Genomic DNA, 21,626 nt, shown 5'->3' on the forward strand with positions numbered 1-21,626 from the left:
CAGGTTGAAGTGCTGCATCACGCCGGGCAGGTCACAGAAACGAACGTCGACGAACTTCACGTCCTCGTTCTTGAGGTATCGCAGCAGTTCCTCGGAATTGGCGAACATGAGTCCCCCGGAAGACTTGGTCCGATCATGGCCCGGTGTGGTGGGCGTGTCCGATTCCGGTCGACGCACCCCGCCTCGACCGTAAACGGCGGAGGCGGCGGGCGCCGCCGTTTGTTCGGCTTCGCCGTCGACGTCCCTCAGCGGGATCCGGCCGCTTGTATTCGGGGGAGCGCGACGGTGGGACGGATGATGTTGAGCAGCTCGGCCGCCCGACCGAGCCAGAGCGGCGGCCTGAGCAGCAAATCGCGAGGTCAGCGGCGGCGGTGTCCAGCGACACGGCGGCGTCAGGTCGAGGGCTGGCATGACGGGATTCAGCAGTCGTCACCCCCTGTCACGTCGGCGAACGCGCCGAGGTGCAGGCGCGCCGCCATGTCGCTGGCGAACCAGGCGAAGAAGTCGCTCGCCGGGTCGAGGCCGGCGCGGACCTCGTGGCGCCAGGCGGGCTGCTCGAGCACTGCGAGGTACTGCTGCACGATGCGGTCTCGCTCCTCGGCGGTGCATCCGCACTGATACGAGGGCTTGACCGTCAGATGGTTGGCGATGACAGCGGCGTCGACGTACCGGTTCACAGTCGGCGCCTGGCGGGCGAGGTGGGCGGCGTGCGCGGCGAGGACGATGGGTGCCGGCGGATAGTGCTCGAGCGTCATGCCCATGCCACCGCAGTGGGCCATGGTCTTCAGGAGTCGGCCGGTGTGATCGATCAGGTCATCGTCGACCTCGGTGCTGGTGATCGCTTCGTGTAGGTGGGCTGCGGTGGCGACCCGGCCGGCGAAGTAGCCGTTGAGGACGTCACCGTCGCAGGCGTTGCGCAACAGCCACGGCCTGGAGCCGGAGAGGCCGTGACGGCACAACGCTTCGACGACGTAGACCCGGCCCCAGCCGGAGACACGGGCGGCGAGCCAGAGCAACGCCTCGTCGCCTCCGCGGCGGCGTTGCAGTGCGTCAGCGGCCAACGGCCCGAAGTGGTCCGACAGCAGGCCGATGGTTTGGATCAGTGGAATGTCGTCTTCGGCCCAGTCGGTGGCCAGCAGCGCCAGACCTACCGTGGCCGCGCTGCGGTCGACGCTGTGCCGCACCAGCCACCGACCGGTCTGCCGCACACGCTGCCGGTCCGCGCGTAGCGCTGCGGCAGAGATGTGCTCGTTGCGATGGATGGGGACGTCGGAATCGTGGAACGCCTCGGCAAGTTCGCTTGCCGGCGCGTCAGGCTGACTGAAGTGCCTGTCGAGAATGATGGCGACATCGGCTCCGTCGAGTCGCCGGTCGCTCCTGGACGGCCTGGTCCGCGCCCGCGCTCGGTGGCGGTCCTCGTCCGGATATGGCTGGCCGTCATGGGGGAGAACACCGTCGGGATCCTGCTGATGCAGACGCAGGGCATGGGCGAACAGGGTCACCGGGGGTCCGAGCAGTCCAGGCTCGGTTGGCGCGCTCACCGGCGGACGGAGGACTCGATTCTTTTGATCATGGCGGCAGTTTACCCCGCCGGAATGACGGGCACGGCCCGGCCGGCCGCTGCGACCGCAGCCCTGGTCGTGATCCATCGTGGAGCGTGAGCGGGTGTACCGTCGCCGCATGACGGTGCTGCAGGAGTTTGTCGCCGCTCTTTCCAGCGGCCGGATCCAGGTTGTCGACCTCACCGCTCCGCTCTCGGACCAGACCCCGATCCTGGGTCTGCCCGAGCAGTTCGGCCAGACCTGGCCGTTCCGGCTCAGTGAGATCAGCCGGTACGACGACCGCGGTCCGGCCTGGTACTGGAACAACTTCTCCACCGGCGAGCACACCGGCACCCACTTCGACGCACCGGTGCACTGGGTCACCGGTCAACAGGGCGCCGACGTCTCGCAGGTCCCGGTGAGCCAGCTGATCGCCCCGGCGGTGGTGATCGACCACGCGGCCGACGCCGCCGACAACAGTGACTTCCTGCTCGAGGTCGACCACGTCAAGGCGTGGGAAGCGGAACACGGCGCCCTGCCCACCGGTGGCTGGCTGCTCTACCGCACCGGCTGGGACGCGTACGGCGACGACCCCCAGCGGTACGCCAACGCCGGGCGTACCCCGGGCATCTCGGTGGAGTGCGCCCGCTGGCTGGCCGAGGAGTCGCCGATCCAGGGCGTCGGGGTGGAGACGGTCGGGACCGACGCGGGCGCCGCGCACTCGTTCGACCCGCCGTTCCCGTGCCACTCGTTCCTGCTCGGCCAGGACAAGTACGGCCTGACCCAGCTCCGTAACCTGGCGCAGTTGCCGGCGACCGGCGCGGTGGTGATCGCCGGACCGTTGCCAATCGTCTCCGGGTCCGGCAGCCCGTGCCGGGTCCTCGCGCTTGTCGAACGGTAGGCCGGGCCACCGATGCGGGTAGCCGAGGTAGTCGGGCGGGTCCTGTACGGACACGGCGCACGGCACGTCTTCGGGGTGGTCGGTAGCGGCAACTTCCATGTCACGAACGCGCTTGTCGCGGCCGGTGCCCGGTTCGTGGCGGCGGCCCACGAGGGCGGCGCGGCGAGCATGGCCGACGGGTACGCCCGCACCTCCGGGAGGGTGGGCCTGCTCTCGGTGCACCAGGGTCCGGGTGTCACCAACGCGCTGACCGGCCTCACCGAGGCCGCGAAGAGTCGTACCCCGATGGTGGTCCTGGCCCCGGAGGCGACCGCGCCGCGGTCGAACTTCTTCATCGACCTGCCGGCGCTCGCCGTCGCGGTCGGGGCCGACTTCCGCCGGGTACGCCTGTCGCACGCGGCCGAGGACACGGGCGCGGCGTACCGGGCCGCCGCCCGGGGCGCGACGGTGGTGCTGGGCCTCCCGCTGGAGGTGCAGCAAGCCGTGACCGAACCGTGGTCCGGTCCGGTCCCCGCGGTCCCGCCGACCCCGGCCACCGCCCCGCACGTCGAGCCGTTGCTGGCCGCGATCCAGGCCGCCCGTCGACCGGTCTTCATCGCCGGTAGGGGGGCACGGTCGGCCCGGGAACCGCTGATCCGGCTCGCCGACGCGTGCGGCGCGCTGCTCGCGGTCTCGGCCGCGGCGAAGGGACTGTTCGCCGGGAACCCGTGGAACCTCGACGTGGCCGGTGGCTTCGCCACCCCGCTCGCCGCCGAGCTGATCGGCACGGCGGACCTGGTCGTCGCGTGGGGCAGCACGCTGAACATGTGGACCACCCGGCACGGCGAACTGATCCCGCCCTCCGCGGTCGTCGTCCAGGTGGACCATGACCCGGCCGCGTTCGGGGTGAACCGCCCGGTCGACCTGGCGGTGGCCGGTGAGGTGACGGCGGTCGCCGAGGCGGTGCTCGCCCGGCTCGGCGTCGGCACCACCGGGTCCGGGGACGCCACCACCGGCGGGTGGCGTACGCCGGAGCTGGCACAACGGATTCGCGACCACGGCCGCTGGCGGACGGTCCCGTACCGGGACGAGAGTGCGACGGGGCGGCCCGACGGAGCGGCGACGATCGACCCGAGGACCCTCTCGGCAGCCCTGGACGACCTGCTGCCGCCCGACCGGACGGTGGTGGTCGACTCGGGCAATTTCATGGGTTACCCGTCGATGTGGCTCGACGTGCCGGACGTGGTTGGATTCTGCTTCACCCAGGCGTTCCAGTCGGTCGGGCTCGGCCTGGCCAGTGCGCTCGGCGCGGCGGTCGCCCGCCCGGACCGGCTCACCGTCGCCGCGGTCGGCGATGGTGGCTTCGTGATGTCCGCGATCGAACTGGTCACCGCCGTCCGGCTGGCGCTACCAGTGCTCGTGGTGATCTACGACGACGCGGCGTACGGCGCCGAGGTGCACCACTTCGGCCCGGACGGGCACCCGTTGGAGACCGTCACCTTCCCCGAGACCGACCTGGCCGCGATCGCCCGCGGTTACGGCTGCGACGGGTTGACCGTCCGGACCGTCGACGATCTCCGACCGGTACGCCAGTGGCTGGCTGGTCCCCGCACCCGGCCGTTCGTGGTCGACGCGAAGGTCTGCGCGGAGCGCGGCTCGTGGTGGCTGGAGGAGGCGTTCCGTGGCCACTGAGCCACCACCGCCGTGCCCGGTTGATCCGGCAGAAGGTGCCCGACCTGGTTGCCGCCGGCGCGGCGGTGGTCCGCGAGGAGTGGTGTGACGATGTCCTCGGGCACATCGTCATGAGTGACCCCGAGGGCAACGAGTTCTGCGTCGCCTGATGCCATGATCACCGCCGTGGCGACCTCGCGGGCTGATGGCGTCCCCGCCGAGCAGGTGCCGATCGAGCAGCGCCGGCGGGACCGTTTGCTGGTGGAGCCGGAGGGTAGGTGGGAATCCATGACTACGCCTGAGCAGAGCCAGCAGGAAAGAGCCCTCGAAACCGGCGCGGTGTATCAGGACGCCGAGGGACGCCGAACGACAGATCCCGGCTCCGGTGCCGCGAACGCCGAGAGCGAGGCCGACCGCAACGCGGAGCACCTGAGGCGGGGCGAGGTCGGGCCGCGCGTCCCAGAGGAGTAGCGGTCCGGGTTGGGTGACCGTCCCGCCTGCTTCTCAGCTCATGGTGGCCAACAGGTCCCGGCAGGCCCGCTCGCACGTCCGGCACACCTCGGCGCAGACCCGGCAGTGCTCGTGCTTGTCGGCGTGAGCGGCGCACTCGTCTCCGCACGACCTGCAGGCGATGGCACACGCCTCCAGCAGGCTGCGGCTGATATTCGCGTCGTAGCCGGTGTGTCGGGAGAGCACCCGAGCGGTGGTGGTGCAGATGTCGGCGCAGTCCAGGTCCGTTCGGATGCACTTGGTCAGTTCGGCGACCATGTCCTCGCTCAGGCAGGCGTCCGCGCACGCGGTGCAGGCCTGGGCGCAGTCGTTGAGCGCGTCGATCGCCGCCGCCAGCTTCGTCCGGTCCAGGTTGATCGATTTGGGGTACGTCTCCAGCATTGCCATGGTGGTGGTGCTCATCAGGAAGCCCTCTCTCTCGGTTCCTGATGCCCTACCCGAAGAGCCCCGAGACACACCGGGTAGACGCCGCCGGACGACCGGAGATCAACGGGCCGACGTGCCGCCCTGCCCGGGTCGTCGGTCGGAGAGTGGGTCATGGCACCGAGTCCTCACGGTCGGTGCGCCCGTCCGGGTTGTCAGTCGGCGACGACGAGCGCCTGGGGCGCGGCGGCCTTCATCCGGGTTCGCAGCCATTTGAGCTGGATCGCCGTTTCTCCTTCGCAGTGTTGTACGACCGCAAGCAGCTCCTTGTCGCGGGCACCGTAGGCGGCCTGGCCGACGACGGTCCAGGTGATGTCGCACTCGGCGGCCATCAGGTAGAGGTCCTGCAGGTCACGCAGGAGGCCGATGCCGCCGGTGCGGGTGCCGGTGAACAGTTGCGAGTACAGCCGGTCGGGTTCGTCGGGGGCGTCCTCGGAGTAGCGGACCACGAATGGATGCAGCTGTTCGGCGTATCCGTCGCAGCGCTGCGCCTGCTGCTGGCAGAGGTGCTCGATGTCGGGTTCCTCGGCGTGCGCTTCGGCGACCTGCCGGAACGCGTCGGCAAGGTTGACCTGCGCGCGGTGCAGGAGACCGAGGTAGTGGGCGAGCTGCACGACTCACTCCTTCCCACTGGTGGCTTCGGCCGTCGGGCCGCCAACGGTGGGTGGCACGTCAGCGTCCGCTGGTGGTGCGCTGCCGCCGACCGTCGGCGCCGGCGAGGGTACGCCCCGCCCGTCGGCGAGTTTCGTCACCGCGACGGCGGCGACCTTGAAGAGGGGCTGCTTGGACACCGGGTCCCAGGCGGTGATGGTCAGTTCGTTCGCCGCTCGTGGGGTGCGCCCGGCGGGGTCCTGGTCGAAATAGCCGTAGTGGAACGGCAGGAAGACGACGCCGGGGCGGATGCCGCAGAGCCGGGCGTGGGCCTGGATGGTGCCGCGGGCTGAGGAGACGCCGACCAGGTCGCCCTCGACGATGCCGAGCCGGGCCGCGTCGGCGGGGTTGAGCTCCACCCACACGTCCGGTGCCGCCTGGTTGAGCTGTGGGGTGCGGCCGGTCTTGGTGCGGGTGTGGAACTGGTAGACGGTGCGGCCGGTGGTGAGGAGCAGCGGATGCTCGTCGTCGGGCACCTCGGGTGAGGGTTGGTAGTCGACGGTGTGCAGGAACGCCCGCCCGTTCGGTTCCTTGGCCCGGTATTCCGCCTCGGTGAACTCCGCACCGGTGGCCAGGTCCTGGCCGTACGTCTCGCAGTAGTCCGGGTCGGTGTGGAAGTGTCCGTCGGTGTAGAGGCGCTCGGTGCCGTCGGGGTGCTCGTCGGTGCAGGGCCACTGGATGCCGGAGCCGCCGCGCAGCTTGTCGTAGGTGATGCCGGTGTAGTCGCACGGCCGACCCCGCGAACACTCCTTCCACGCCTCGAACACCTCCTCCGGCCCGGTCCAGTCAATCAGCGGCTGGCCGTCCCGGTCGCGGAAGTCCATCCGGCGGGCGTAGTCGAGGAAGATGTCCAGGTCCGGGCGGGCCTCGCCGGGCGGATCGACTGCCTTGTCGGAGATGTGCACGGTCCGGTCGACGCTGGTGAACGTGCCGGTCTTCTCACCCCAGGTAGCGGCGGGCAGCACGACATCGGCCAGCTCGGCGGTCTCGGTGAGGAAAAGATCCTGGACCACCACGAACAGCTCCGGCCTGCTCAGGATCTGCCGGATCCGGCGCAGCTCCGGCAGCGAGACGGCCGGGTTCGTGGCGGAGATCCACAGCAGTTTGATCGAGCCCTGCTCGGCGTACCGGAAGATCTGCATGGCGTGCGTCGGCGGCGCCCAGTGCGGGATGGTGTCCACGTCCACGTTCCACAGCCGGGCCAGTTCCTCGATGTGCCGCTCGTTGTACCAGTTGCGCAGGCCGGGCAGGTCGCCGTCGGCGCCGGTCTCCCGGGTGTTCTGGGCGGTGGGCTGGCCGTTCATCTGGTAGATCCCGGCGCCGGGCCGGCCGATCATGCCGCGAACCAGGTGCAGGTTGTTGACCGCGCAGGCGGCGGCGGTCGCCTGGTTCGACTGGTAGAAGCCCTGCAACACGGTCGACAGCAAGCGCTGCGAGGTGCCGAGCAGTTCGGCGGCACGTTCCACATCGGCGGCCGGCACGTCGCAGATGTCGGCGACCCGCTGCGGCGGGTAGCCGTCGACGACCCGGCACAGCTCGTCGAAACCCACTGTGTGCGCGTCGACGTAGTCGTGGTCGTACCAGCCGCGCTGGATGATCTCGCGGAGCAGGCCGTTCATCAGGGCCACGTTGGTGCCGTTACGCACCGCAAGGTGCAGATCGGCCTCTCGGGCGACCGGGGTCGCGCGCGGGTCCACCGCCAGCATCGCCGGCGGGTTGGGGCCACGGCGTCGGTCCAGCATCCGCATCCACAGCACCGTCTGCGTCTCGGCGACGTTGTGACCCCACAGGGCGATGGCGTCGCAGTGGTCCACATCGGTGTACGAGCCGGGCTGCCCGTCGGTGCCGAAGCTCGCCTTCATCGCCGCCGCCGCTGTAGCCGTGCAGAGCCGGGTGTTGCCGTCCATGTGCGGCGTGCCCAGACCGGCCTTACCGATCACACCCAGCGTGTAGTACTCCTCCAGGAACAGCTGCCCGGAGGTGTAGAAGCCGAAGTGCCCCCACCCGCCCGGCCCGTCGAGGAGTTCCTTCGACCGGGCCACGATGCGGCCCATCGCGGTGTCCCAGTCCGTCTCGACCAGACGATCGCCGTCGCGGACCAACGGTCGGGTGAGCCGGTCCGGGCTGTGGTTGGCCTGCCAGCCGTACAGGTCCTTCGGGTCGACCCGACCCCGGTTGATCCGGTCCACGGCCCGCCCGCGCACCCCGACGATCCGCCCGTCGGCGACGCCGATGTCCAGCGCGTCGCCGTTGGAGTGCAGCACCGAGGCCGACTGCACCCAGCGGTCCACGTCGGCATCGGCCCGGCCGTCGGCCAGGTACCGGTCCACCCGCACCGGCCACTGCTGCCCCGACCCGTACGGGGTCCGCTCACCCCACGGGTCGGCGATCCGGTCCACCACGATGTCCTCCTTCCGGCGACGGCGCGAGCGCCGCCCACAGCGGCATCGGTCGGCCCGACACCCGTCCGTACAGCCAGTCGACGACCGTGACCAGCACCACCGCGCGGGCCGCGACGAGCAACTGGGTCGGGGTACGCAGCAGGCCGAGGCTCACGATCAGTGTCGTCGCACCCGCCGGGGCGTGTGATGCCTTCAGCAGCACCAGCACCGATATGGTCACCGCCAGCGACCCGGCGACCCCCGCCACGATCCTGGGCCCGGTCACCCCCTCCTGGAGCGCCGAGGGTTCGTCGGCGAGCCCGCAGACCAGCAGGAACAGGTACCCGGCCAGCAGGGCCAAGAGCCACGGCTGGTGGGTGACGAGCGCGACCAGCCCAGCGAGCGCCACGGCCAGTGCGCCGCCGACGAAGGCGTGCGCGGAGCGCCCCGCTCGGCCCATCACGTTCCCCTTCTCACCTCGACCACCTTCCAGCATGTGGCCCTACCCCCAGGTCGGCGGGTCGAACCGGACGGACGGCACCTCTTCGGGGCTCCTGAAGATCACACGGGGAGAGACTGGTCGACCGCTCGACTGCGCATCCCGGTCGCCCGAGACCGCACCGGCCGCCACAGGTCGCGCCCGGGATCCACCCACCCTTTGCTCTGCACCCGCCGACGCGCCCGTTACGGACCGTGCGTGGTGCGCGGGCGGGTGCAGAGCAAAGGGTGGCCGTGCCTGTGGTGCTACCCGTCCGCGCGCCCGGTCTCTGCCGCCCTCACTGCCTGACGGCGACGCGCCGCCCGGGACAGGACCCGAGCGGCGCGTCACCGACCTGGTGGGCGTTGCCTGACGCGTACTAGGTGCGCCTGCTCCACTGCTGGTTGGCGCCGCCGTGGCAGGCCCAGAGGTGGAGTTGCGTCCCATTGGCCGTGCCGGAAGCCACGGCGTCCAGGCACAACCCGGACTGGGCTCCGGTGATGGTGCCGTTGGAGTTCAGGTTCCACTGTTGGTTGGCTTGGCCGTTGCAGTCCCAGATGATCACCGCAGTGCCGTTGCTGCTGCCCGCCCCGCTGGCGTCCAGGCACTTGTTGCCGTAGACGGTCAGGGTGCGGTTGGCGGTGTAGGTCCAGCGCTGGTTGGTGCCACCGTGGCAGTCCCACAGTTGCGGGCGGGCGCCGTTGGTCGTGCTGGAGTTGGGGATGTCGATGCAGCGGCCGGACGGGCTACCCACGATCAGCACGTTCTGCTGGCCGGGCGGTGGGGTCGATGGCGGGGGAGTGGTGGGCGGCACGTCAGACCCGAACTGGCTGAAGAACCGCCACACCTCCGGCTTGACCCAGCTCCGCGCGCCGCTCTCGCAGCCGGCACACCCGTCCACCGGACCTTGCTGGTGGCCGCCGTCGAACGCGGCCCAGACCACCGGGTATCCGGGCTGGCAGGAGTACGCGGTGGTGATGTGGGTGCGGCTGCCCGCGGCCGGTTCGGGTGGGTTCTGCGCGGCACATCCGTTGTTGCGGACGAACCTGTCGCGCAGCGACCGTCCGCTGGGGATGTTGTCGTTGATGCCGTGAATCCCCAGGTAGGCCACCGGCTGGGTGCCGCCGCTGCATCCGCTGATCGCCCCCGGGGCCGCGATTGCCGCTACCGCACGGAACACCGTCGGCCGGGAACACGCCAACGAGTAGCTCATCGCGCCGCCGTAGCTGAACCCGACCGAGAAGCGTTGGGTGGTGTCGACGCAGAGAGCGTTCTCGATCACGCGGATCATGTCGTCGGTGAAGGTCACGTCTTCACCGTTGGAGTTGCCCCAGCCGTTGTTGAGGCCCTGCGGGGCCACGAAGATGGTGCTGTTGTTCGCCTGCGAGAGCATGCCGTAATAAGCCCACGCGGCGCCGTCGGTTCCGCCCGACGCCACCTGACTGGCGGTGCCGCCCAACCAGTGGAACCCGAAGGCCAGCCGGTGGGCATAGGTGTTGTTGTAGCTGTCGGGCAGCCGAAGGATGAAGCTGCGACTCTTCCCGCTGCTCTGGATGGTGTGGGTGCCGCTGTTCAGCCCGGGCGCCTTGCCGCAGCCGGCAGTGGTGGCGGCGGCCGCCGGTGCGACGGTCGTGACGACGTACATTCCGACGGCGATCAGGACCATCACCGCCATGGCTGCCCCCAGCCAGGGGGCGGAGAATCTGCGAAGTGGCACGGCTGAGCCTCCTTGTGGGTGCTTGAACATCCGTTGGACCGGTCCCCGTCCCGGGAACCTCGCCGGGATCAGCTCCGGCTCCAGCGCTGGTTGGCCGCGCCGGTGCAGTCCCAGATCTGGACGCGCGTGCCGTTGGCCGTGCCGTTGCCGACCAGGTCCAGGCACCGGCCCGAACCAACTCCGGTGATCGATCCGTCGGCGTTGAGCCGCCACTTCTGGTTGGACTGGCCGTTGCAGTCCCAAATGATCACCGAGCTGCCGTTCGCGGTGCCGGCGCCGTTGACGTCGAGGCACTTGCTGCCGAAGACGCGCAGCTCCTGGGCGGCGGTCAAGGTCCAGCTCTGGTTGCTCTGGCCGTGGCAGTCCCAGATGATCGCCGCCGCGCCGTTGGTCTGCGAGGCGCCGTTGACGTCAAGGCACCGTCCGGAGGACGTGTTGCGCAGGGTCGACGTGCCGCTCGGCGGCGGGGTGGTCGGTGGCGGCGACGTGGGATCGGTGCTACCGAACTGGGTGAAGAACTTCCACACCTCGCCCTTGGTCCAGGTCCTGGCTCCGCTGTCCCCGCCGCCGTCCACCGGCCCGGGGGTGTGCCCGCCGTCGAAGGCGGCCCAGACCACCGGATAGCCGGACCGGCAGCCGGAGTAGGTGGTGGTGATGTGGGTCAGGCTGCCCGCCCTCGGTTCAGGTGGGCTCTGTGCGGTGCACCCGTTGTTCCGCACGAACGTGTCCCGCAGGGACCGTCCGGCGGAGATGTTGAGCACCGGGTCCCCGATGCCATGGATGCCCATGTACGCGACCGGCTGGGTGCCGCCGCTGCACCCGCTGAGCTGCCCGCCGGAGTAGACCGCGACAGCGCGGAAGACACCTGGCCGGGAACAGGCCAGCGAGTAGCTCATGCCGCCGCCGTAGCTGAAGCCGAGCGCGAAGCGTTGCGTGGTGTCGACGCAGAGGTCCGCCTCGATCAGGCTGATCATGTTGTCGACGAAGGTGACGTCCTGGCCACCGGGGTTGGCCCAGCCGTTGCCGTTGCCCTGGGGGGCGACGAAAATGGTGCTGTTGTTCGCCTGCTGCCGCAGCCCGTAGTAGGACCAGGCGGCCCCGTCGGCCCCGCCACCGTCGACGTCGTTGGCGGTGCCGCCGTTCCAGTGGAATCCGAAGATCAGCCGGTAGGTGTGGTTCCTGTCGTAGTTGTCAGGAATCCGCAGGATGAAACTACGGTTCTGGCCGCTGCTCTGGATGGATCGTTGGCCGCTGGTCAACGTGGGCGCCTTGCCGCACCCCGCGGTCGCTGCGGCCGCTCCGATGTTCGCGGCCGACGCGGTGGTGCTCAAGCCGCCGGCCACTGCCGCCGCGCTCACTGTCACGACGACCGCCGCCGTCGTCGCGAGCAATCCAAGGATGGGTCTACGTCTTGTCATGAAGGGGCTCCCGCCACTCGGCACGAAACTGGTTGAAAGGGGGTCCGCCGCAACCCGCACGCCGCCACGACGCGCCACTGCGGGTCACTCCCACCGACCACGTTCGCCGCGGGCGAACCCCGGAAGACGCGTTGTGCCGACGACGCCCGGCCGGCTCATCGACGCAGGTTTCCGCCGCTGGTCTCGCCGCCCACGCAGGACCAGTCGGTCGTCGAATCGATGGTGGCCACACCGTGCGCCCGAACACCACGCGACCGATCGCCCGACGATGCCGGAGCACCTGGTGTCGGCGTCGAATCGATTCGCCCCGACGCTAGATCTCACAGTGACAGATGTCAATGCCGTGTCCGGCAGGTTGCGTCCCGGGTGGCCGGTCAGGCCACGGTGAGATCGGCCGCGCCGAAGGAAACCGCGAACCGCTTGCACCAGATGGAGACGCTGCGGAAGTCGCGTGGGTCCACCGAGGCCGGTAGCGCGTACACCTGGTTGCCCTTGTTGCCTTTGAGCTTCGCCAGCTCGACCCATGCGCCATCGTCGAACACCCGCCAGCCGGCCGTGCCCCGGATGACCGGTTGGTCGGTCAGCCACACCCGCAGGTCCGGACCGTTCGACGTGTTCAGGTCTCGGATGACGAGCTGGTGGCGTCCGTCGGCGAGCCGGTGAATCTCGGCACTGCCGGTCGTCCGGTGCTCATGGGTGACGAACTCACCGGCGGCCAGGATCTCGTTGCCCGCAGGGGTAGGTGCCGACGTCGCGGGGGCCGCGCTCGCGGACGCCGGGGGCGGGGTGGCCGATGCCGTTCCCCCGCCGGGAACCGCTTCGTCGACGTAGGTGTCGGTGAACAGCTTCCACGGTTGGAACCAGTAGAGAGCCAGCATCGCCACGACGAAAGCTGCGGCGAGGCTGGCCCGGGCCACCGGCGACCGGAAGATCCGTTTTCCCACCCCCGCAGCGTACGGCCGCGGTCGCCGTCGAACTGGCCGCGAATCCTTTCCGAACCCTTACGACGGCGTGCCTGCCAGCGCCTGCGCGCACGGGCAGGCGCCCTGGTCTGCCGGCATCGTCTTCACCGCGTCGCCGAGCAGGAGGCGCAGGCGATCGATGTTCCGGGCGAAGACCGTGAACACCTCCTGCTGCGTCACGCCGTGACCGACCTCGACGCCCGAGTCGAGGTCGGTCACCAGGGACAGCGCGGTGTAACACAGTGCCAGTTCACGTGCCAGCACTGCTTCCGGGTGACCGGTCATGCCGACGATCGACCAGCCCTCCCGGCCGTACCACAGTGATTCGGCTCGGGTGGAGAACCGGGGCCCTTCGATGACGACCATGGTTCCCCCGTCGGCCGGCTGCCAACCCGCGGATCGGGCGGCGTCGAGGACCGTGGCCCGTCCGATCGGACAGTACGGGTCGGCGAAGGGCGCATGGACGACCTGGGGGAGTTGCCCGTCGGCGCGTTGCTGGCCGTCGTAGTAGGTCTGCGTGCGGCCGCTGGTCCGGTCCACCAGTTGGTCCGGCACGACGAGGGTCCCGGGGCCCAGCTCCGGTCGCAGGCCGCCCACGGCGCCCGGGGCGAGCACCTGGCGGACGCCGCGTGCTCGCAGCGCCCACAGGTTGGCCCGGTAGTTGATGCGGTGTGGGGGGAGGGTGTGCCGGCGTCCGTGGCGGGGCAGGAACACCACCGGCCGCCCGGCGAGACTCCCGACGGACAGCGCGTCGCTCGGCGGTCCGTACGGTGTGTCGACGGTGACCTCGGTGACGTCGTCGAGGAACTCGTAGAACCCGGATCCGCCGATCACGCCGATCGGCGGTCGGTCGGTCGTGCTGATGTCTCCTGCTGACATGGGTATCCCTCCTGGGCGAACGGTGAAGAACGCGTGGGGCCGGCTCAGGGCCGGTCTCTTCGCCGGTCGGTGACGCGCCGGTCGACCGCCGTGGCGACGACCAGCACGATCACGATCGCGGCCCAGACGACGGCCAGCGCGACGGCGAGCCCCAGCGGGTAGTTGCGGTCCGGTAGGCCCGGGTTCGGAGGTGCCGAGGGCGGTCGCCACAGCAGGGGCACCGCGATCAGCAGCAACGTGGCGCTGGCCAGCAGACCCGCGGTGATCCAGGCCCGGCGTGCCCGGTTCGTCACCAGCCGACCCAGCGCCAGCCCGACCAGCCCGACCAGCGGCGCCACCAGGAGGTCGTGCAGCACCGGACCGCCGATCAGCCACGGCACTGTGGTGCCGAGCTGGGGGAGGAGCAGCCAACCGCCGTAGGCCGTGAACGCGACGCCGACCACGAGCAGGAGCCTTCGGACGGTTCTCACCGCAGCACCTCCAGCCGGGCCACCCACTTGGTCTGCAGGACGCCCGGCCGGCTCGCAGCGATGAGTCGGCAGGGGTAACCGTGGTCGGGGGACAGTTGCTCGCCATTGATCCGCAGGGCGAGCAGGGTCAGCGGGTCGCTGGCATGAGCCGCCGGGAGTGTGCTGGCCGCGTACAGGCCGTCGGTTTCCAGTGAGGTGACCCGAACCGGTCGGCCGGTCGGTGCGCCGGCCCGTCGGAGCAGTTCGACGACGGGCACACCGGTCCAGTGGGCCGAGGCGCTCCAGCCCTCGACGCAGGCGATGGGCAGTTCCGCCGTGCGTTGCGGCAGGGCCGCCAGGTCGAGCAGGGACAGGGTGTCCCGCCCGCCCGGCCAGACGATCTCCAGTCGCCAGTCCGGCGGAACGACGATGCGCGCGGCAGCCGCCGTACGGTTGATCGGCGCGCCCTGCGGCCCGGAGGCGGAACGCCACGCCAGCGGCGACGCTCGACGTAGCCACGGCACTGTGACCCCGGCGGTGGCCAGCACGGCGATGCCGGCGACGCCCGCCGAGGTACGCAGGAACGCCCGTCGCTGCGCCGACTCCGGATCGTCGGCCCCCAGTGCCGCTCGTCGGCGCCGCAGTGGCGCGCTCAGCGCCGCGCGGGCGACCGGGAGCTTCACCGCGACGTGCAGCAGCATCGCCCCCGCCACCAGCCAGGCGACCGCGTAGTGCGCCGTCGGGAAGAAGAACCCCCACGGGTACGACTGGGCGACGTTGAACAGGCCCGTGACCAGTTCGAAGAACGCGGCGCAGACCAGCACCAGGACGGAGATCCGTTCGAGGGCGTGGGCTGACAACCGGATCGGCTGGCGCAGGGGCGGACGGGCAAACAGCCGGGGGTAGACGCTCCACAGCTTGGCCAGCAGCAGCGGGATCGCCGCGACACCGGAGAGCACGTGGACGCCCTGGGTGACCCGGTACAGGTTGACCGGCCGGGTCGGCCAGGTGAACCAGCCCGGCGGGTGCTGGAGGTAGTGGCTGAGCAGCCCGGTGCCGAAACACAGCCCGAACGCCACACCGAGCCAGAGGCCGAGCCGGGCGGTGACCAGCGGTGAGTGCGAGGGCGCGGTGAAGTCCTCGGGGGCGGGGAGGCGTGGTCGGCGGATCATGAGCGCGCCAACTCGACGAACCAGCGTCGGCCGAACCGGAAACGGTCGGCGACCCGCAGGCCGGCGGTGTCGGCGGCCCGGGCCACCGCCTCCGCCCCGACCCGCGCCCATCGAAACGCCGGCCCCCGCAGCTGTCCATCGCCGGACGATCCAGACAGGACGTACGCCTGTCCCTGCCACAGCCCGGCCCCCGGCGGTTCCACCTCGACCACGAGCGTTCCGTCGGTCGCGATCAGGGCGCCGCACCGGCGCAACAGTCGGACCGGGTCGCCACCGATGCCGATGTTGCCGTCGATGAGCAGGGCGTGCGCCCACCTGCCCTCGCCGGGAAGTGGTGCGAAGACGTCGCGTCGCAGGGCGACCACCCCCCGGCCCTGGGTCAGGCGTACCGCCTCGGCGGAGATGTCCACCCCCAGTGCGACGAGGCCGCGTTGGGCGAGTGCCCGGGTCAGCCGGCCGGGGCCGCAGCCGAGATCGATCGTGGGCCCGGCGCAGCGTGCGGCGACGGACTCGACGGCCGGTTCCGGTGGGCCGTGCCAGCGCCGTACCGGCAACAGGTCACGTCGCCCGTCGGCGTGCACCAGCCAATGGTCGGGTTGGGCCGCGGGCATCGGGCCGACCTGCCCGTCGCGCAGGTCCTGCTCGGCGGACCACCCGCCGAGCCTGCCCAGCGCCACGTCGAAACCGTCGAGACTGATCGTCGAGGTCACCGGGGGCGTCCGCTCACCAACTGGCCCACCGACGCGACGGCCTCCGCGAACCGGGTGCCGGGTAGGTCGGCCGCGACGGCAAGCGCCGTCGGCCAGTCGTCGACATCCCGCTGAACGGGCAGGATCGCCGGGCGTATGCCCTGCTGGCGCAGGGCGGCGAGGGTACGGCGACCGGTGTCCCCTGTCGACATGGGTACGTCGCGTAACGCGCTCGCGGACGACGGGTCGCGTAACCCGAGCGCCCACCACCCGCCGTCGAGCGCCGGCCCGAACACCGCCTCGTGATCGGCGAGCCGCTCCAGCGCGGTGGTGAGCAGGCTCGGCCGGATCTGCGGTGTGTCCATGCCGATCTGCAGCACCGGCCGGCCGGGAAACGTCGCGGCGGTGTCGGCGTGAGCGTTCGCGAGGCGGTCGGCGAACGTGCCGCCGCGCTGCGGAAGCAGGTGCCAACCCACCAGGGCGGCGGCCAGTTCAGCGCCGTACTCGGCATCGGCGAACCGGCCGGTGTGGGCCAGCACGGGAATGGTCGAGGCGGTGGCGCGTACCGCCGCGAGGGTGTCCAACAGCGACGCCGCCGCGATCCGGGCCGCCTGGGTGGGGTCAGCCGGCGGGCAGAGGCGCGTCTTGGCCAGCCCGGGGACCGGTGCCTTCGCGACCAGGAGCAGGACGTTCACCGACCACCACCGGCGTCGGCGCGGAGCACTCCGGCGAAGTCCCGGGTCGCCCGCCACGTGCCCCGGACCGACCCGGAGACCTTCGAGGTGGTGCCGGCGGCCCGGTGCGCGTACGCGACGTCCAGCTCGAGGATCCGCCAGCCCGCCTCGGCCGCGCGGAGTAGCAGCTCCAGGGGGTAGCCGAACGCGCGGTCGTTGACACCGAGGCCCAGCAGCGCCGCGCGGCGGGCCACCCGGATCGGGCTGATGTCGTACACCGGCACGCCGCGACGCCGCAGCAGGGCGGCGACCAGCGCGTTCCCGGTGCGGGCGTGCCACGGCCAGGCATCCGCCGAGACCGGCCGACGCCGCCCGACGGCGAGATCGGCCCGACCGTCCCGCACGGCCGCGACGAGCCTGGTCAACTCGGCTGGATCGAACGAGCCGTCCGCGTCGAGCACGCAGACCAGGTCCGCCTCCGCCGCCAGCAGGCCGGCGTGCACGGCCGCGCCGTAACCGCGCCTCGGCTCGTGGACGACCCGGGCCCCGTGCGCGGTCGCGACGACAGGCGAACCGTCGGTGGAGCCGTTGTCGACCACGATGGCCCGGTAGCCGGGCGGCAGCCCGCTCAGTACGGCAGGCAGTGCGGCCGCCTCGTCCAGACACGGCAGCACCACGTCGATCGCTGTGTGCATACCGGCGACGCTAGGCCCGCCGCCGGCCGTCCGGACCGCCGTTGCACCTTACGAATCGCTTACGCGGCAACGGATCTTACGACTCCCTGACGTCTCACCGTCCGGCCGTCGAATCCCTGGTCGAGGTCGTAGCGTCGGCCGTCACCATGACCATGATGACCCGACCGGGACGACCCCGGTCCGCCGACCTGATCGTCCTCGGCGCCGAGGTGGCCCTGCTCGCCGTTGCCGTCGCCGTCGGCGCACTGCTCAACCAGCGGGGTGTGCGGCTTCATGCGGACGCGGCGCCGCTCTACGCTTCCTGGCAGCCCCATCTGGGGGCCGGTACCCCCGTCGCGCTGCTCGTCGCGGCTCTGTTCGTCTGGCGGGGCACGCGCTGGGGAACCGGCACGCCGTGGCCGCGGCTGCTGGCAGTCGGCTATCTCGCCTCGGTGCTCTGGACACTGTCGCTGGCCCTGGTGGACGGCTGGTCGGCGGGGTTGACCGAGCGGCTCACGGTGCAGGCCGAGTATCTGCACGAGGTGCCCCGGGTGACGGATGTCGGCGTCATGCTGTCCGGCTTCGCCGACCGGATCCTCGACTTCCAGCCCGATTCGTGGTCCACCCACACCGCGGGTCATCCACCGGGAGCGTTGCTGCTCTTCGTCTGGCTGGAGCGGATCGGTCTGGGCGGCGGGACTGCCGCCGGGCTCGCCTGTGTGCTGCTCGGCGCCACCGTCTCGGTGTCGGTTCCGGTGATGTTGCGGGCGCTCGGCGCCGAGGACGCGGCCCGGGCGGTGTGGCCGTTCCTGGTGCTCTTCCCGGGAGCGGTCTGGGTGGGCGCGTCAGCGGACGGGATCTTCGCCGCGGTGGTCGCCGCCGGGCTGGCACTGCTGGCGGTCGGCGGCCGGCCCGGGGCCGCACTGAGCGGGTTGCTGCTCGGCTTCGCGCTCTACCTGTCGTACGGGTTCGTCCTGGTCGGGTTGCTCGCGTTGACCGTCGTGTTGCTCCGGGCGCGGGACCGCCTCGGCGTGCTCCTGGTCGCGGCGACGGGGGTCGCGGCGGTCGTCGCCGTGTTCACCCTCGCCGGCTTCTGGTGGCTGGACGGCTACCACCTGGTGGCACGTCGTTACTACCAGGGCTGGGCGGCGGAACGTCCGTACGGTTACTGGGTCTGGGCGAATCTCGCCGCCCTGTTGCTCTCGGTCGGTCCGGTGGTCGGGCCGGCGCTGCGACGGGCGGTGACCGCAGTGTCGGTCCGATCACCGCACCCGCCGCTCGCGGCGGCCCTCCGACAGCGGATCGCCGGCGCCGGTCCCACGGTGTGGCTGCCGATCGCGGCGACGGTGGCGGTGCTCGCGGCGGACCTGTCCGGGCTCAGCAAGGCCGAGGTGGAGCGGATCTGGCTACCGTTCGCCGTCTGGCTGCTGGTCGCCACCGCGCACCTGCCCACCGGTCACCGACGGTGGTGGTTGGCGGCCCAGGCCGCCACGGCTCTCGCCGTCAACCACCTACTGTGGACGGTGTCGTGACCGATGCCGGATCCCGCATCACCGCTGTGGTGAAGTCGGCGATGCCAGCGGCGAAGCCGATTCGGGCGGTGAAACCCAGCAGCCGGGCGGCGCGGGCCGGATCGGCCACGACGTGCCGTACGTCCGCAGTTCGCCCGCCCCCGACCGTGACCGGCGCTGGCCCGCCCATCGCCGACGCCAGCTCGCCTGCCAACTCGCCGACGGTGTGCGGTTCACCGGAGCAGACGTTGACCGGGGTCAGGGGATCCGGTGCCGGTGTCGTCAGGGCCAACAGGTTGGCCGTGGCCACATCGGTCACGTGCACGAAATCGCGCCGTTGCCGGCCGTCCTCCAGCACCCGGGGCGGTTGCCCGGCGGCCAGGGCGGACCGGAAGATCGACGCGACCCCGGAATACGGCGTGTCACGAGGCATTCGTGGACCGTAGACGTTGTGGTACCGCAGGGCCCAGACCGACCCGCCGGTCTGCCGGGCCCAGGCGCCGGCGAGGTGTTCCTGGGCCAGCTTGGTGGCGGCGTACGTGCTGTGCGGCTCCAGCGGCGCGTCCTCCGGCACGAGACCGGGGGAGAGCACCTGGTCGCAGCGAGGGCAGGTCCGCTCGTACCGGCCCTCGGCCAGGTCGACGGCCCGGCGGCCGGCGGGCCGGACGATCCCGTGGGTAGGGCAGTGGTAGCGACCCTCGCCGTAGACCACCATCGAGCTGGCCAGCACCAGTCGGCGTACCCCGGTGGCGTGCATCGCCGCGAGGACGGTGGCCGTGCCGAGGTCGTTGTGCGCGGCGTACCGGGGGGCGTCGACCGGGTCGACGCCATGGCCGACCATGGCCGCCTGATGGCAGACCGCGTCGACCCCGGCCAACAGCCGGGTCAGCAGTTCGCTGTCGCGTACGTCGCCGACCACCAGGTCGTGCCGCTCGGTCCAGGGCGGTGCTGTCGCACCGTGCGCCTCGGGCAGGAGCGCGTCCACGGCCACCACCTCGTGCCCGTTCTCGGTGAGCAGGTCGGCGACGTGTGAGCCGATGAACCCGGCCGCACCGGTGACAAGTATCCGCATTCCGGTCACCGTATGACCTCGCGTACGCCCGCTCGGGTTTCCGCACGCAGCCGTAAGAACCCCACAAGGTTTGCCAGGGCGGGCGGACCCCGGTGCGTGGCTACGCTGGGCCGATGGACATCTGGGGGGAGACGGTGACGGGGCGGGACGGGGAAGGCCCGTGACGCAGCGCGTGCTGGTGGTCGACGACGATCAGACCGTGAGCGACGTCATCCGCCGTTACCTCGAGAACGACGGCTTCCAGGTCAGCCTGGCCGCGGACGGCGCGGCGGCGCTGGCGGCGGTGGAGCGGCAGGCGCCACACCTGGTCGTGCTCGACCTGATGCTGCCCCGGATCAACGGCCTGGAGGTGTGCCGGGCGCTGCGGGTACGGCCGGACGGCGTACCGATCGTGATGCTGACCGCGCGCGGCGACGAGGCCGACCGGATCCTCGGACTGCAGCTCGGCGCGGACGACTACCTGACCAAGCCGTTCTCCCCCCGGGAACTGGTGCTGCGGGTCCGTTCGGTGCTCCGTCGCGCCGGCGGCGGAACGCCACCCGAGCGGCCGGAGGCGCTCACCGACGGCGATCTGGTGGTGCACACGGCCTCCCGAACCGCCCGCCTCGCCGGTGCGGATCTGGCGCTGACGCTGCGCGAATTCGACCTGCTCGTCCACCTCATGCGGCATCCGTCCCGGGTGTTCGGCCGGGCCGAACTTCTTGAGCAGGTCTGGGGCTGGAACTTCGGGGACCACTCGACAGTGACCGTGCACGTACGCCGGCTGCGGGAGAAGATCGAGGCCAACCCGGCCGATCCGCAGCGGATCGTGACCGTCTGGGGCGTCGGCTACCGCTACGAGCCAGCCAATGCGTGACGTACTCCTGATCTTCGCGATCGCCCTCAGCGCGGCACTCGGCATCGGGCTCGCCGGCGCGGTGCTGCTCCGCGCGCTTCGGCGTAGCTCGATCACCGTGCACCTCAGCGTGCTGCTCACCACCACGGTGGTCGCCGTCGCCGTCGGGGTGATGGCGGTCGCGGAAGCGATGTTCCTCTCCGCACACGACAGTGAGGTGGTCCTGATCACCGTCGCGGCGGCAGCGGTGGTCAGCCTCGCCGTCGGCGGGCACTTCGGTCGGCGGCTGGCCCGCGCCGCGGTGTGGCGCGACCAGGCCCGGGAGCGGGAACGGCAGCTGGAGAAGGGCCGGCGCGACCTGGTCGCCTGGGTCTCCCACGACCTGCGGACCCCGCTCGCCGGGCTGAGGGCCATGGCGGAGGCGTTGGAGGACCGGGTGGTGCGTGATCCGGACACGGTCGACGAGTACCACCGACGCATCCGGCTGGAGACGGACCGGATGACCCGACTCGTCGACGACCTGTTCGAGCTGTCCCGGATCAACGCGGGAGCGCTGCGGTTGTCGTTGACGGCGGTGCCGCTCGGAGAGGTGGTCTCGGACGCGCTGGCCAGCACCGTCCCGCTGGCCGACGCTCGCCGGATCAAGCTGGTTGCCAGCGAGTCGGGATGGCCGACGGTCGCCGCCAGCGAACCGGAGCTGGCTCGGGTCGTGGCGAACCTGCTGCTCAACGCGGTCCGCTACACCCCGGAGGACGGCACCGTACGTATCGAAGCCGGCCGAGAGGAGGACCACGCCTGGCTGTCGGTTGCCGACACCTGCGGCGGCATCCCCCCGGCCGACCTTCCCCGGCTGTTCGACGTCGCGTTTCGTGGCGAACCGGCCCGCACTCCCGGCCCCGGCGACGATGGGGCGTCCGGAGGGCTCGGCCTGGCCATCGTTCATGGCCTGGTGGAGGCACATGGCGGTCGGGTCGAGGTGCGCAACACCCGCGACGGCTGCCAGTTCATGGTCCGGCTGGCCACCGCCTGACGCGGTCTG

General features: G+C 71.2%; 23 protein-coding genes. 7 read left to right on the forward strand and 16 right to left on the reverse strand.

What is annotated here, in order from left to right; genetic code table 11:
- Together ABZU74_RS21400 and ABZU74_RS21405 are read right to left on the reverse strand one after the other, a co-directional pair.
- On the reverse strand, window positions 1-108 hold a 108-nt coding region (locus tag ABZU74_RS21400; RefSeq protein WP_222431411.1), incomplete at its 3' end, for a glutamine synthetase.
- A gap of 311 nt (window positions 109-419) precedes the next feature.
- Window positions 420-1,649 carry a hypothetical protein gene (locus ABZU74_RS21405; RefSeq protein ID WP_355426512.1) on the reverse strand — a complete coding sequence of 410 codons (1,230 nt, stop codon included), beginning with the start codon at window positions 1,647-1,649 and terminating at the stop codon, window positions 420-422.
- Between the two features lie 31 nt (window positions 1,650-1,680).
- Between ABZU74_RS21405 and ABZU74_RS21410 the strand changes: the two genes are divergently transcribed.
- The 4 genes from ABZU74_RS21410 to ABZU74_RS21425 are packed head-to-tail and all read left to right on the forward strand — an operon-like array spanning window position 1,681 to window position 4,563.
- Window positions 1,681-2,442, forward strand: a complete 762-nt coding sequence (locus ABZU74_RS21410; protein ID WP_355426515.1) for a cyclase family protein — start codon at window positions 1,681-1,683, stop codon at window positions 2,440-2,442.
- Window positions 2,443-2,454: 12 nt separating this feature from the next.
- Window positions 2,455-4,113, forward strand: coding sequence for a thiamine pyrophosphate-binding protein (locus ABZU74_RS21415; protein ID WP_355426518.1), 1,659 nt, complete (start codon window positions 2,455-2,457; stop codon window positions 4,111-4,113).
- Between the two features lie 20 nt (window positions 4,114-4,133).
- The gene (locus ABZU74_RS21420; RefSeq protein WP_355426520.1) at window positions 4,134-4,262 is read left to right on the forward strand and encodes a VOC family protein; all 129 of its coding nucleotides are present in this window, start codon (window positions 4,134-4,136) and stop codon (window positions 4,260-4,262) included.
- A 4-nt stretch (window positions 4,263-4,266) separates the two neighbouring features.
- Window positions 4,267-4,563, forward strand: a complete 297-nt coding sequence (locus ABZU74_RS21425) for a hypothetical protein (RefSeq protein WP_355426522.1) — start codon at window positions 4,267-4,269, stop codon at window positions 4,561-4,563.
- A 33-nt stretch (window positions 4,564-4,596) separates the two neighbouring features.
- Here ABZU74_RS21425 and ABZU74_RS21430 read toward each other — a convergent pair whose 3' ends face one another.
- From ABZU74_RS21430 to ABZU74_RS21490, 13 genes are all read right to left on the reverse strand, one after another.
- Entirely contained in the window at window positions 4,597-5,004 is a 408-nt protein-coding gene (locus ABZU74_RS21430) for a four-helix bundle copper-binding protein (protein ID WP_355426525.1), read from the reverse strand.
- A gap of 176 nt (window positions 5,005-5,180) precedes the next feature.
- Complete coding sequence (locus tag ABZU74_RS21435) at window positions 5,181-5,639, reverse strand: hypothetical protein (RefSeq protein WP_355426528.1); 459 nt, start codon at window positions 5,637-5,639, stop codon at window positions 5,181-5,183.
- 3 nt (window positions 5,640-5,642) lie between these two features.
- Window positions 5,643-8,078: a nitrate reductase gene (locus tag ABZU74_RS21440; RefSeq protein WP_355426531.1), complete on the reverse strand. Its 2,436-nt coding sequence runs from the start codon at window positions 8,076-8,078 to the stop codon at window positions 5,643-5,645.
- Window positions 8,047-8,517, reverse strand: a complete 471-nt coding sequence (locus ABZU74_RS21445) for an HPP family protein (RefSeq protein ID WP_355426534.1) — start codon at window positions 8,515-8,517, stop codon at window positions 8,047-8,049. The genes ABZU74_RS21440 and ABZU74_RS21445 overlap by 32 nt, the downstream gene beginning before the upstream one ends.
- A 397-nt stretch (window positions 8,518-8,914) precedes the next feature.
- On the reverse strand, window positions 8,915-10,252 hold the full coding sequence (locus ABZU74_RS21450; RefSeq protein WP_355426537.1) for an RICIN domain-containing protein: 1,338 nt from the start codon (window positions 10,250-10,252) through the stop codon (window positions 8,915-8,917).
- A gap of 68 nt (window positions 10,253-10,320) precedes the next feature.
- Entirely contained in the window at window positions 10,321-11,670 is a 1,350-nt protein-coding gene (locus ABZU74_RS21455; RefSeq protein ID WP_355426540.1) for a ricin-type beta-trefoil lectin domain protein, read from the reverse strand.
- Between the two features lie 374 nt (window positions 11,671-12,044).
- On the reverse strand, window positions 12,045-12,548 hold the full coding sequence (locus tag ABZU74_RS21460; protein ID WP_355426778.1) for a DM13 domain-containing protein: 504 nt from the start codon (window positions 12,546-12,548) through the stop codon (window positions 12,045-12,047).
- Window positions 12,549-12,671: 123 nt separating this feature from the next.
- Window positions 12,672-13,511, reverse strand: a complete 840-nt coding sequence (locus tag ABZU74_RS21465) for an S-methyl-5'-thioadenosine phosphorylase (protein ID WP_355426543.1) — start codon at window positions 13,509-13,511, stop codon at window positions 12,672-12,674.
- Window positions 13,512-13,555: 44 nt separating this feature from the next.
- Window positions 13,556-13,981 carry a hypothetical protein gene (locus ABZU74_RS21470; RefSeq protein WP_355426546.1) on the reverse strand — a complete coding sequence of 142 codons (426 nt, stop codon included), beginning with the start codon at window positions 13,979-13,981 and terminating at the stop codon, window positions 13,556-13,558.
- Window positions 13,978-15,132 carry a molybdopterin-dependent oxidoreductase gene (locus tag ABZU74_RS21475; RefSeq protein ID WP_355426549.1) on the reverse strand — a complete coding sequence of 385 codons (1,155 nt, stop codon included), beginning with the start codon at window positions 15,130-15,132 and terminating at the stop codon, window positions 13,978-13,980. Before ABZU74_RS21475 ends, ABZU74_RS21470 begins: the two co-directional genes overlap by 4 nt.
- Window positions 15,129-15,743 carry a class I SAM-dependent methyltransferase gene (locus ABZU74_RS21480; protein ID WP_355426781.1) on the reverse strand — a complete coding sequence of 205 codons (615 nt, stop codon included), beginning with the start codon at window positions 15,741-15,743 and terminating at the stop codon, window positions 15,129-15,131. Before ABZU74_RS21480 ends, ABZU74_RS21475 begins: the two co-directional genes overlap by 4 nt.
- A gap of 95 nt (window positions 15,744-15,838) precedes the next feature.
- On the reverse strand, window positions 15,839-16,516 hold the full coding sequence (locus tag ABZU74_RS21485; protein ID WP_355426552.1) for a TIGR04282 family arsenosugar biosynthesis glycosyltransferase: 678 nt from the start codon (window positions 16,514-16,516) through the stop codon (window positions 15,839-15,841).
- Entirely contained in the window at window positions 16,513-17,190 is a 678-nt protein-coding gene (locus ABZU74_RS21490) for a glycosyltransferase family 2 protein (protein ID WP_355426555.1), read from the reverse strand. The genes ABZU74_RS21485 and ABZU74_RS21490 overlap by 4 nt, the downstream gene beginning before the upstream one ends.
- A 155-nt stretch (window positions 17,191-17,345) precedes the next feature.
- On the opposite strand from ABZU74_RS21490, the gene ABZU74_RS21495 reads away from it, so the two are divergent.
- Complete coding sequence (locus tag ABZU74_RS21495) at window positions 17,346-18,701, forward strand: hypothetical protein (protein WP_355426558.1); 1,356 nt, start codon at window positions 17,346-17,348, stop codon at window positions 18,699-18,701.
- On the opposite strand, the gene ABZU74_RS21500 is transcribed toward ABZU74_RS21495, so the two are convergent.
- Window positions 18,673-19,752 (reverse strand): NAD-dependent epimerase/dehydratase family protein, encoded by a 1,080-nt coding sequence (locus ABZU74_RS21500; RefSeq protein WP_355426561.1) that lies wholly within the window; start codon window positions 19,750-19,752, stop codon window positions 18,673-18,675. The genes ABZU74_RS21495 and ABZU74_RS21500 overlap by 29 nt on opposite strands.
- A 160-nt stretch (window positions 19,753-19,912) precedes the next feature.
- Between ABZU74_RS21500 and ABZU74_RS21505 the strand changes: the two genes are divergently transcribed.
- Together ABZU74_RS21505 and ABZU74_RS21510 are read left to right on the forward strand one after the other, a co-directional pair.
- Window positions 19,913-20,608: a response regulator transcription factor gene (locus ABZU74_RS21505; protein WP_355426564.1), complete on the forward strand. Its 696-nt coding sequence runs from the start codon at window positions 19,913-19,915 to the stop codon at window positions 20,606-20,608.
- Window positions 20,601-21,617, forward strand: a complete 1,017-nt coding sequence (locus tag ABZU74_RS21510) for an ATP-binding protein (RefSeq protein ID WP_355426567.1) — start codon at window positions 20,601-20,603, stop codon at window positions 21,615-21,617. The genes ABZU74_RS21505 and ABZU74_RS21510 overlap by 8 nt, the downstream gene beginning before the upstream one ends.
- The last annotated feature ends 9 nt before the right edge of the window (window positions 21,618-21,626 follow it).

This window comes from Micromonospora sp. NPDC005171 (assembly GCF_040608575.1).
Taxonomy (GTDB): Bacteria; Actinomycetota; Actinomycetes; order Mycobacteriales; family Micromonosporaceae; genus Micromonospora.

Coding starts and splice junctions, on each gene's coding strand:
- ABZU74_RS21405 (WP_355426512.1), bottom strand. CDS start 1,649: ATGGATCACGACCAGGGCTGCGGTCGCAGCGGCCGGCCGGGCCGTGCC.
- ABZU74_RS21410 (WP_355426515.1), top strand. CDS start 1,681: ATGACGGTGCTGCAGGAGTTTGTCGCCGCTCTTTCCAGCGGCCGGATC.
- ABZU74_RS21415 (WP_355426518.1), top strand. CDS start 2,455: ATGCGGGTAGCCGAGGTAGTCGGGCGGGTCCTGTACGGACACGGCGCA.
- ABZU74_RS21425 (WP_355426522.1), top strand. CDS start 4,267: ATGATCACCGCCGTGGCGACCTCGCGGGCTGATGGCGTCCCCGCCGAG.
- ABZU74_RS21430 (WP_355426525.1), bottom strand. CDS start 5,004: ATGAGCACCACCACCATGGCAATGCTGGAGACGTACCCCAAATCGATC.
- ABZU74_RS21445 (WP_355426534.1), bottom strand. CDS start 8,517: ATGGGCCGAGCGGGGCGCTCCGCGCACGCCTTCGTCGGCGGCGCACTG.
- ABZU74_RS21455 (WP_355426540.1), bottom strand. CDS start 11,670: ATGACAAGACGTAGACCCATCCTTGGATTGCTCGCGACGACGGCGGCG.
- ABZU74_RS21460 (WP_355426778.1), bottom strand. CDS start 12,548: ATGCTGGCTCTCTACTGGTTCCAACCGTGGAAGCTGTTCACCGACACC.
- ABZU74_RS21465 (WP_355426543.1), bottom strand. CDS start 13,511: ATGTCAGCAGGAGACATCAGCACGACCGACCGACCGCCGATCGGCGTG.
- ABZU74_RS21475 (WP_355426549.1), bottom strand. CDS start 15,132: ATGATCCGCCGACCACGCCTCCCCGCCCCCGAGGACTTCACCGCGCCC.
- ABZU74_RS21480 (WP_355426781.1), bottom strand. CDS start 15,743: ATGCCCGCGGCCCAACCCGACCATTGGCTGGTGCACGCCGACGGGCGA.
- ABZU74_RS21490 (WP_355426555.1), bottom strand. CDS start 17,190: ATGCACACAGCGATCGACGTGGTGCTGCCGTGTCTGGACGAGGCGGCC.
- ABZU74_RS21495 (WP_355426558.1), top strand. CDS start 17,346: ATGACCCGACCGGGACGACCCCGGTCCGCCGACCTGATCGTCCTCGGC.
- ABZU74_RS21500 (WP_355426561.1), bottom strand. CDS start 19,752: ATGCGGATACTTGTCACCGGTGCGGCCGGGTTCATCGGCTCACACGTC.
- ABZU74_RS21510 (WP_355426567.1), top strand. CDS start 20,601: ATGCGTGACGTACTCCTGATCTTCGCGATCGCCCTCAGCGCGGCACTC.